Origin of the sequence: Candidatus Alcyoniella australis (genome assembly GCA_030765605.1) — a bacterium.
Classification (GTDB): Bacteria; Lernaellota; Lernaellaia; order JAVCCG01; family Alcyoniellaceae; genus Alcyoniella; species Alcyoniella australis.
Window position 1 is genome coordinate 1 of the sequence record JAVCCG010000110.1, and the last position, 10,503, is coordinate 10,503.

7 protein-coding genes are annotated in these 10,503 nt (G+C 64.4%); all 7 read left to right on the forward strand.

Going from position 1 to position 10,503, the window contains the following annotated elements; genetic code table 11:
• The coding region (locus P9M14_13135) for a hypothetical protein (GenBank protein MDP8256688.1) at positions 1-1,447 on the forward strand (1,447 nt) is incomplete at its 5' end.
• A complete protein-coding gene (locus P9M14_13140) occupies positions 1,444-4,107 on the forward strand; it encodes a glycosyltransferase (GenBank protein MDP8256689.1) in 2,664 nt (887 codons plus the stop codon). The genes P9M14_13135 and P9M14_13140, both read left to right, overlap by 4 nt.
• Complete coding sequence (locus P9M14_13145; GenBank protein ID MDP8256690.1) at positions 4,104-4,739, forward strand: carbamoyltransferase C-terminal domain-containing protein; 636 nt, start codon at positions 4,104-4,106, stop codon at positions 4,737-4,739. The genes P9M14_13140 and P9M14_13145 overlap by 4 nt, the downstream gene beginning before the upstream one ends.
• A complete protein-coding gene (locus P9M14_13150; protein MDP8256691.1) occupies positions 4,736-7,426 on the forward strand; it encodes a carbamoyltransferase N-terminal domain-containing protein in 2,691 nt (896 codons plus the stop codon). The genes P9M14_13145 and P9M14_13150 overlap by 4 nt, the downstream gene beginning before the upstream one ends.
• Positions 7,423-8,379, forward strand: coding sequence for an SDR family NAD(P)-dependent oxidoreductase (locus tag P9M14_13155; GenBank protein MDP8256692.1), 957 nt, complete (start codon positions 7,423-7,425; stop codon positions 8,377-8,379). The genes P9M14_13150 and P9M14_13155 overlap by 4 nt, the downstream gene beginning before the upstream one ends.
• Positions 8,376-9,392 carry an SDR family NAD(P)-dependent oxidoreductase gene (locus P9M14_13160; protein ID MDP8256693.1) on the forward strand — a complete coding sequence of 339 codons (1,017 nt, stop codon included), beginning with the start codon at positions 8,376-8,378 and terminating at the stop codon, positions 9,390-9,392. Before P9M14_13155 ends, P9M14_13160 begins: the two co-directional genes overlap by 4 nt.
• 10 nt (positions 9,393-9,402) lie before the next feature.
• Entirely contained in the window at positions 9,403-10,500 is a 1,098-nt protein-coding gene (locus P9M14_13165; protein MDP8256694.1) for a radical SAM protein, read from the forward strand.
• The last annotated feature ends 3 nt before the right edge of the window (positions 10,501-10,503 follow it).

A 10,503-nucleotide genomic window follows, 5' to 3' on the forward strand; every position in this document is an offset into this window, starting at 1 on the left:
CAAGAAGTCGGCTGTTGAGAGCGACGCCCTGCGCAGCGAGGCGCAGATCCTGCGCCAACGGCTGGAGCAGGAGGGAACCAAGCACCAGGACGAGCTCAAGCAGCTGACCAAGGAGCGCGACGAGCGGCTGCGCGCTTTGCAGACGCAGCTCGAGGCCAAAGATCTGCGCCACGAGCAGCTGATGGCCGAGTCGGCCAAGAAGTCGGCGATCGAGACCGACGCCCTGCGTAGCGAGGCGCAAAACCTGCGCCAGCGGTTGGAGCAGGAGGGGACCAAGCTTCAGGACGAGATCAAGCAGCTGAGCTTGGAGCGTGACGAGCGGCTGCGCGCGCTGCAAACGCAGCTTGAGGCCAAGGACCTACGCCACGAGCAGCAGCTGACCGAGGTTTCGCGCAAGGCGGCCGTCGAGGTTGAGCCGTTGCAATCCGAGATCAGCCGACTGCGCGAGCGGCTCGAACAGGGGCAGATCAAGCACCAGGACGAGACCAAACAACTCAGCCGCGAGCGTGACGAGACGTTGCGGCAGATGCAGCAGAAGCTCGAGCGCCAGGCCGAGCGGCACGAGCAGGCGTTGCTCGAGTCCGGCCGCAAGGCCGATAAAGAGATCGAACGCCTCACCGGCCAGCTGGACAAGCTGCGCGAACGTTCCGAGTCGGCCGAGCGCGAGCTCAGCAGCGGCTCGGCCAAGCTGCGCGAGCAGTTCAGCGAGACGTTGGCGCAACGCGAGCAGGCATTGGAGAGCCTGCGTCTGGAGATGGAGCAGGTCGCCGAGCAGGTCGAGCAGCACCGCGGCCGGATCGAGGCCAAGGACGCGTTGCTCAAGCAGCAGACCGAGCACGCGGACCACGAGTCGGAACGCTCACTCGATCTTAGCAAAGAGCTCGATGCTCTGCGCCAGGCCCACCAGACCGTGCAGGCGGCGCACGCCGAGCTGGCCGCGGGCTCGCGCGCCAGGGTCGAGCAGCTCGATCAGCTGATCAACGAGCGCGACGGCCGACTGCAGGCGGTTGAGGCCCGGATCGGCGACCTGGGCGCGATGATCGAGTCCCAACGCGAGCAGGTGGCGCAACGCCAGGCGCGCATCGACGAGCTGGCGCGCACGCTGGGCGAGCGTGATCGCAGCGTAGCCCAGCAGGGCATGGCCCTCGACGTGGCGCGGATCGATCTCGAGCGCCGGGCCGCGGAAGTGAACGACATGACGCGCGAGATCAAGGGCCTGCGGCGCGAGTACGACATCTCGAGTCGGCTGGTCGAAGATTTGCGGCAGCGCCCCGGAGGCAGACGTCGACGCAAGCTGCGCCGCGCCTCGGGCAGGCTGCTGCGCCAGGCCCCGCGCTTTTGGTACCTGTGGATCGTGAACCTGGTCACTAATTTCTACATGGACAAATGGCAGCGCCGCACCGGCCGCAAGATCTTCCCGGGCAACCACAAGGGGAAGGGCCAATGAAGATCCTGATGCTCCACCCCCACGACATCTACAGCAACCACGAGCCGTGGACCGTGCGGATCACCTACATCGCCAGCGAGTTCGTCAAGCGCGGCCACGAGGTGCGGCTGATCTACCATTTGATCGACCCCAAGACGCCGCTGGAGGACGCGACCAAGCGCCAGGAGTACCCGTTCGTCACGATCCCGGCCTACCGCTACCAGTTCGCGCTGCTGGCCAAGATGCGCAGCACGGTCGAGTTCGCGCGCTGGGCCGACGTGATCCATTTCCAGAAGTGCTTTGCCCACGTCTCGGCCCCGGCGATCTGGGCCGGTCGCAAGCTGGGCAAGCCGCTGCACTACGATTGGGACGACTGGGAGTACGGCATTTACAACTACAACCCGCCCAACCGGATGGTGGGCTACAACATCGACGTGTTCGAGAAGCTCGTGCCGCGGATGGTGGACACGGTCTCCTACGCCTCCGATGGGCTGCACCAGATGGCGCTGGATTACGGCGTGCCCGGCCAGCGGCTGTTCGAGGCGCACGTGGGCGCGGACATCGAGCGCTTCCACCCGGGGATCGACGGCTCGCGCATCAGACAGATTCACGACATCAGCGGCCCGATCGTGCTCTACCTGGGGCAGCTCCACGGCGCGCAGTACGCCGAGCTGTTCCTGCAGGCGGCCAAGATCGTGATGCAGCACAACTCGGAGTGCACGTTCCTGGTGGTCGGCGGCGGCGATCGTTTCGGCGAGCTGTACCAACTGGCCGAGGCGCTGGGCATCAACCACCGCTTCGTGTTCACCGGGCCGGTGGATCACGATCAGGTGCCGCTGTACATCGCCGAGGCCGACGTGGCAGTGGCCGCGTTCGCCGACACCGCCCAGACCCGCTGCAAGAGCCCGCTGAAGATCGTCGAGTACTTGGCGATGGGCAAGGCGATCGTCGCCTCGCGCATGGGCGAGGTGATCAACATGGTCGGCGACAGCGGTGTGCTGGTCCAGCCCGGCGACGCCGACGAGATGGCCGACGGCATTCTGCGGCTGTTGGCCGACCCGGACCTGCGGCGGCGATTGGGCCAGGGTGCGCGGCAACGCGCCGAACAGAAGTACAACTGGGGCGTGACCGCCGAGAACCTGCTCAGCGCCTACCAGCTGGCCCTGGAGGAGCGGCGCTGGCTGTACTGGAAGCAAAAAAAAAACAAGGAACATAACAAAGCGCTGACGCCTCAGCCAAAGCCGCGGCCCGCTTCTATAAAAAAATCGCCGCCCCCCAATGCCGCTCCCGCCGTCGAGCAGGCTAGCGCGGCATTCGATCTTGACGACGAGGACCGTCCCGAGACCCAGACCGCCGGGCCGGGGATCAACCCGCACCTGGTGATGGAGCGCGGCGATGTGGGCGAGGCGCCCGAACAACGGTCGGGCACAGACGGCCCGGCCATCGCCCTGCCGCTGGACAAAGCCCGCGGACCGTTGGGCCGGCTGATTCATCACAACCTCGATATCGTCGGCGTGCTCGACGGCGAGTACGCCTACGTCGGACCGCACACATTGCAGCTGGATCCGACCAACCGCTGCAACAACGACTGCCTGGCCTGCTGGTGCCGCAGCCCGCTGCTGCTGGACAAGGCGCTGCCCGCGGAGCAGCGCTCCCAAACCCTGCCGATCGAGATGATCGAGCAACTGCTCGACGACATCGCGGCGATGGGCAGCAAGGAGGTCTACGTTGCAGGCGGCGGCGAGCCGTACATGCATCCGCAGATCCAGCGCATCATCCAGGGCATCAAGAGCCACAACCTGGTGTGCAACATCAACACCAACTTCACGCTGATCGACGAGCAGCGCCTGCAACAGCTGATCGAGGCGCCGGTCGATTACATGAACATCAGCGTCTGGGCCGGCAGCCCCGAGACCTACTCGCTGCTGCACCCGAACAAGACCGAGGAGACTTTCCACCAGATCCGCAAGACGCTCACGCGGCTGAACAAAGAGAAACGCGAGGTCCCACGGATCAAGGTCTACCACGTGATCAGCAATTTGAACTTCCACGAGATCGACAAGATGATCGACTTCGCCCGCGACACGGGCAGCGAGTCGGTGGAGTTCACAGTGGTCGACACGATTCCCGCACGCACCGACGGCCTGCTGCTCAACGAGCAACAGCGCGCGCAGCTCTACCAGGATGCGCTGGATGCGCGGGAGCGGCTGGCGGCCTCGGGCGATCCGCTGATCCTCTTTCGCTTTGATCAGTTTCTGCGGCGGATCTCAGCCGACCACACCACTGTGGGCGAGCACGACCGCACGATCATCGACACCATGCCCTGTACCGTGGGTTGGCAGTTTGCGCGGGTGCTGGCCGACGGCAACGTCAACTCCTGCCTCAAGAGCCACCGGATTCCGATCGGCAATTTGCACCAGACCGGGTTCCGCGAGCTGTGGAATGGCTCACGTCAGCGCGAGTTCCGGCTCAAGGCCAACGTCAAAGAGAAGCGCGATCCGTATTTCCGCTACATCGGCAACGACCCGGACGCGCAGATCGGCTGCTACAAGTCGTGCGACGACCTGGGACGCATCGAGCACATGAAGATGCGCATCGACAGTCTCTCACCGCACAAGCGCGCGATCCTCAAGGCCGTGGCGCGGCGCTACCGCCGACGCAACAGGATGATCGGCGGATGAGCGGGCGGCTGGTCTACTCCGATACGCGCGACGGCCGAATGTGGCGGGTCAAGCTGCCATTGGTGGAGCACCGCGTGCTCGATGACCCGACGGCGCAGGTGGCAAAGCTGCTGGCCGATGACAAAATCGTCGGCTGGTTCTACGGCGCCTCCGAGTTCGGCCCGCGGGCCCTGGGCCAGCGCAGCATCCTGGCCGACCCGCGTTCGACCACGGTGGTCGCGCGGCTCAACGAACAGATCAAGCATCGCCAGTGGTTCCGGCCTTACGCTCCGGCAGTGCTCGCCGATCAGGTCTCGCGCTATTTCGAGCTCGACGCGCCCAGCCCGCACATGTTGCTGGTGGCGCCGGTGCGCGAGCAGTGGCGCGAGCGACTGCCGGCGATTACCCACGTCGACGGCACAGCCCGAATCCAGACCGTGACCCGCGAGGACAACGCGCCGCTGTTCGCTTTGCTGACGCAGTTTGAAAAGCTCAGCGGCGTGGGCGTGCTGCTCAACACCAGCTTCAACGATCACGGCGAGCCGATCGTCGAGTCACCGGCCGACGCACTGGCCGAGTTCCTTGCCGTGGAGCTCGACGCGCTGGTGATCCAGGACGTGCTGGTCACCAAGCATCGGGCGGAGCAGCGTTGAGCGCGCTGAAGATCGTGGGCAGTGTGGTCTCGGATCACGATTCGAGCGTCTGCCTGCTGGTCGATGGCCGCGTGGTCTGCTGCGTCAACGAGGAGCGGCTGGCCCGCGTGCGCCGCGGCGACAAGCGCAACTCGATCCGCCGCGCGCTGCACGCTTGCCTGGACCAAGCTGGCTTGACCTTGGACCAGGTGGACTGGATCTTCTGCGATACGGCGACCTACTATCCGCCGGACCACGACCCGGTGGACGTGTTCCCCGACTTTGAGCGCAAGGATCGCGTGGTGCAGCTCGCTCATCATCTGGGGCATATCTCGAGCGCATTTTTTCCAAGCGGCTTTAGCGACGCGGCCGTGCTCTCGGTGGACGCCTCGGGCGGGATCCCGCCGCTGGTCCCCGACCGTTGCCACTGGGGATTACTGCCGCACGAGGTCGAGTTCCGCGACCGCGGTTTTACGGTAAGCCATTGCAATCCGACCCTCGCGCAACTGCTCGAGCAGGACCGCGGCGGCGAAGCGCGCAACTATCCTTCGGAATCGCTCAGCGCCTGCACGGCGCGACGCGGCGAGAAGATAGTCGAGCTGTTCGAGCACGGCCCGAACGCGAGCATGGGTTACTTCTACGCCCTGGTCGCGCACTTCCTCGGGATGGAGGAGGGCAGTTTCATGGGACTTAGCTCCCACGGATCGGACAGCCCGTTCTACGAGACCATGCAGCGCATCATCCGCCTTGAGCCCGAGGGCGTTGTGCGCATTGATGAAGATTGGATGTGCTGGTGGCAAGGCGACCGGGTGCTGGACGACCCGGTGAACCTCAAGCGTTTGGGCCGCCGTTTCTTTGAGGCGTTCGGCGATCCCAAGGCGCCCAGCGACGCGATCGAGCAGCGCCACAAGGACCTGGCCTGGGCCACGCAACGTCGGCTCGAGGACGTGCTGGTGCACGTGGCCGCCGACCTGCAGCGCCGCAGCGGACTGGAGAACATCTGCGTGGCCGGCGGCGTGGGCCTGAACTCGGTGGCCAACCAGATCATCGTCGACCGCACGCCGTTTAAACGGATCTTCATCCAACCCGGCGCGGCGGACGACGGCATTGCCCTGGGAAACGCGCTGTTCGGCCATTACGTGCTGTGCGGCTTACCGCGAACCGGCAGCTTCAGCATGGGATCGGCCGCACTGGGTCCGCGCTATGAGCAGCGGCAAGTGCTCGATCTGCTCGCGAACTACGATCAACGGCGCTGGCCCGTGCGCTACTATCCCTCGATCCCGTTCTGCCGTGAGGTGATTTGCCATTACAGCCTCGATGGCAATCCCGAACAGTCGCTGACCCTCGATCCGCCCCAGGGCGCGGGCCCCTTCAGCGGTGCGCTCGAACTTCACGCGGCGCGTGCGGTGGAATACCGCTTCGAGGTGATCGGCGACCCGCTGCTCTATCTAATTAAAACCGAGCCCGCGACCGACGAGGCCGCCAGCGAGGATCAGCCGCAGCAATCAGAGCTGCACGGCGGCAAGGCCGATCAGTACCACAAATTCCTGCGCGACAACCTCGACCTGGCCGGCGTGTTCAACGGCGAGCAGGCGTACGTCGGCCCGTCGATCGTGACCATCGATCCCACCAACCGTTGCAACAACAACTGCATCGGCTGCTGGACGCGCTCTCCGTTGCTCGGCGATGAGATGCAGAGCGCCCAGTGGATGAACCTCGAGCTGCCCGGCAAGCTGATCCGCGAGCTGATCGATCAGCTGCACGAGCTTCGCACCAAGCAAGTGCGCTTCACCGGCGGCGGCGAGCCGTTCATGCACCCCGAGCTGCTCGAGCTGATGGCCCACGTCAAGGATCGGGGAATGGGCTGCGCGGTGACCACCAACTTCTCGGTGATGAAACCCGAGTGGGTCAGCCGCATGGCGGCGCTGGAGCTCGACGAGGTGACGGTCAGCCTCTGGGCGGGGACGCCCGAGGTTTACGGCCGCAGCCATCCGAGCAAAACCGCGCGCACCTTTGAGCGCATCGAGGCCCACCTACGCCAGCTATGCGCGGAGAAGACCGAGCGCACCAAGGTGCTGCTGGCCAACGTGCTGTTCTCGATGAACTTCATGGAGACGCGCGAGATGCTCGACTTCGCCCTGCGCGTGGGTGCCGACGGCATCTACTTCACCCTGGTCGACTCGGTGAGCCACAAGACCGACGGGCTGCTGCTCACGCCGCCGCACGTGGAGGTGCTCACCGAACATCTCGAGCAGGTGCGGCAGCGCGTGGCCCAACTACCGCCCGAGCGCAGCTTTGTACTGGACAACTACGAGGGATTGATGCGTAGGCTTGGGCAAGGCGACGTGCAAAACGGCCGCTACGACCTGCGCACGGTCGATCAGGTGCCCTGCGCGGTGGGCTGGATTTTCAGCCGGGTATTGGCCGACGGCGATGTGGCGCCGTGCTGCCGCGGCTCGGACAAGCCGATGGGCAACCTCTTTAAGGAGAGCTTCAAGCAGATCTGGAACGGCGAACGCTACCGCGAGTTTAGGCGCATGGCGCTGAACAAGCGCAAGTCCGATCCGTACTTTCGCGAGATCGATTGCTACCGCACCTGCGACAACTTGATGCACAACGAACAATTGCAACGCCGGATGGAGGCGTTGAGCGAGACCGAACATAAATATCTTGAACGCGATTATCACGAGGTGGTGGACGAGAAATGAGTAAGGCATTGGTAACAGGCGGAGCGGGATTTATCGGCAGCCACATGGCGCAGCGGCTGCTCGATCTGGACTGGGACGTGACCGTGATCGACAACGAATCCACGGGCAACCCGGCCAACGTGCCAAAGGGCGTGCGCTACATTAAGGGCGACGTGCGCAATCGCCGTGAGCTGGCCGCGGCCTTTGACCAACCGCTTGATCTGGTGGTGCACATCGCCGGGCAGGCCTCGACGATCCGCAGTTTTCTCGACCCGGCGGACGACTTGTCGGTCAACGTCAACGGCGCGATCGAGGTGATGCAGGCCGTGGTCGAGCATCGCGTGCCGCGCGTACTTTACGCCTCGAGCATGACCGCCTATGGCCTTCCCCAGCGGCTGCCCGTGACCGAGGACGACCCGACCCTGCCGGTGAGCTACTACGGCATTACCAAGCTCGCGGCCGAACGCTATCTGTTGGCCACGGGCATGCGCAGCGATTTGGACGCGCCGCCGAATGTCACGGCGTTTCGCATGTTCAACGTCTACGGTCCGCGACAGAGCCTGTCCAACCCCTACCAGGGTGTGCTGGCGATCTTTATCAACGCCGCGTTGCGCGGTCTGCCGATCGTGATCCACTCCGATGGCGAGCAGTCGCGCGACTTCATATTTATCGACGACGTGGTCAACGCCTGGATCGCGGCGATCGACAAGCCCGCGTCCTACGGCCAGGTGTTCAACCTGGGCTCGGGCACGCTGCTGACCGTCAACCGGCTGGTCGACTCGGTGCTCGCGGATTTGGGCAAGACGCGCGAGGACTACGAGGTGCGCTACGAGCCGGTGCGGCCCGGAGACCAGCGCCACATGCAGGCCAAGATTGCCAAGGCCGCGCAGCTGCTGGACTGGCAACCGCAGGTGACGTTCGAGCAGGGATTGCAACGAACCATCCAATGGGCCAAGACCGAGGAGGAGAGTTGAGAGTACTGATCACCGGAGGAGCCGGCTTCGTCGGCTGCAACGCGGCCAACAGGATGATGGCCGACGGCCACCAGGTGGCGCTGCTGGACAACCTGTCGCGCCGCGGCTCGCGCTCGAACCTCGAGTGGCTCAAGGGGCGCGGCGATTTCGAGTTCTTCGAGTGCGACGTGCGCGACGCCGACGCGGTGAACGCCGCGCTAAGCGAATTCAAGCCGCAGGCGATGATCCATCTCGCGGCGCAGGTCGCGGTCACGACCTCGGTTGAGAATCCGCGCGAAGATTTCGAGATCAACGCCCAGGGCACGCTCAACGTGCTCGAGGCGGCGCGCGCGCTGGACGAGCTGCCGTTCGTGGTCTTCGCCTCGACCAACAAGGTCTACGGCAAGATGGAGGACCTCAAAATCCGGCAAGATGGTCGGCGCTACGCCTACCAGGACCTGCCCCACGGCGTGGACGCTCAGCGGCCGTTGGATTTCTACTCGCCCTACGGCTGCTCCAAGGGCGCGGCCGACCAGTACGTGCGCGACTATCAACGGATCTACGGCCTGCCCAGCTGCGTGTTCCGCATGAGCTGCATCTACGGCACGCGGCAGTTCGGCGTCGAGGATCAGGGCTGGGTCGCCTGGTTCGTAATCGCCGCGGTGCTGGGCAAACAATTAACAATCTATGGCGACGGGATGCAGGTGCGCGACGTGCTGTTCGTTGAGGACCTGGTCGACGCCTACGCCCGCGCGATCGCGCAGCCGCAGGTCTCGGCGGGTAATATCTTCAACATCGGCGGCGGGCCGCAGCGCCAGCTTTCGCTGCTGGAGCTGATCGAAATGCTCGAGCGCCGACTGGATCGCAAGATCGAACCGGCGTTCGCGGACTGGCGTCCCGGCGACCAGTTGATCTACGTCTCGGACATCCGCCGCGTGGAGGACGAGCTGGGCTGGAAGCAAAAGGTTGACGTGGAGCAGGGCGTGGAGCGGCTGATCGATTGGGTTTCGCAAAACAAAGGTCTGTTCCAGTGACGGAGGATCGTTGAGCACGCGCAGCAGCCTGAAAAGCCAGCTGGTCAATTTCCAGGTCTTCCGGCCGTTCTTCCCGATCGGTCGGCTGATCGTGGAGACCGTGACCTTTCCGCTGGACTACTATCTGCGCGGCGGCCGCGGGCGGCGTCTGCCCTCGATCATCAACTTCAACGTCACCACCCGCTGCAATCTCAACTGCGAGTTCTGCTTCAACGCCGAGAACTCGATACAGCGCGGCGAGGAGCTGGATTTGGCCCAGATCGAACGGCTGTTCAACGAGCTGGGCACCGAGCGCAGCGGGATATTTCTTTCGGGCGGCGAGCCGTTCGTGCGCAAGGACCTGCCCGATATCGTCCAGCTGGCCAAGCGCCGCGGCTGCGCCACGGGGATCGTAACCAACGGGCTGTTGCCCGAGCGCGAGACGCTGGCCTCGCTGGTGGCTGCGGGCAACGACGTAATGATCTTCAGCTTCCACGGCATGGCGCAGAACCACGACCGGGCGGTGGGCTTGCCCGGCGCGTTCGAACGCTCGATGAACAACCTGCGAACCTACGGCGGAGAGCTTGGCGGCAAGGGCTGCATGGTCAACTACATCATCACCGAGCAGTCGCTGGACGACCTGCCGGCGTTCATCGATTTGGCCCAGGATTTGCCGATCCGCACCGTGCGCATCAGTCACCTGAACTGCCTGACCCACGCTGAGTTCGACGCCCAGCGCCGGGTGCTCGACAAGAATTTCCCGGGCGTGGAGTCCGAGGTGCTCGCCTACTGCCATTCGCCGAACCCCGACGACTTCATCGACAAACTGCTGGACATCCTCGAACGCTACGGCGAAAAGATCGTGCTCAAGCCGATCCTCGACCAGGCTGAGATGCGCTCGTGGTATTCCGAGCGTTTCGAGATCAAACGACGTTGCGTATTCATCTGGCGTTCGACGTTCCTCAATGCCGACGGCGAGGTCTACCCCTGCCAGTTCATCTACCTGCCGATGGGCAACGTGCGCGGACAGAGCATGGAGCAGATTTGGAACAACGAGCGCTACACCGCCTACCGGCGGCTGGTCAAAGGCGGGCTAATGCCCGGCTGCGCCCGCTGTTGCAAGCTGTGAGCG

Coding starts and splice junctions, on each gene's coding strand:
- P9M14_13140 (MDP8256689.1), top strand. CDS start 1,444: ATGAAGATCCTGATGCTCCACCCCCACGACATCTACAGCAACCACGAG.
- P9M14_13145 (MDP8256690.1), top strand. CDS start 4,104: ATGAGCGGGCGGCTGGTCTACTCCGATACGCGCGACGGCCGAATGTGG.
- P9M14_13155 (MDP8256692.1), top strand. CDS start 7,423: ATGAGTAAGGCATTGGTAACAGGCGGAGCGGGATTTATCGGCAGCCAC.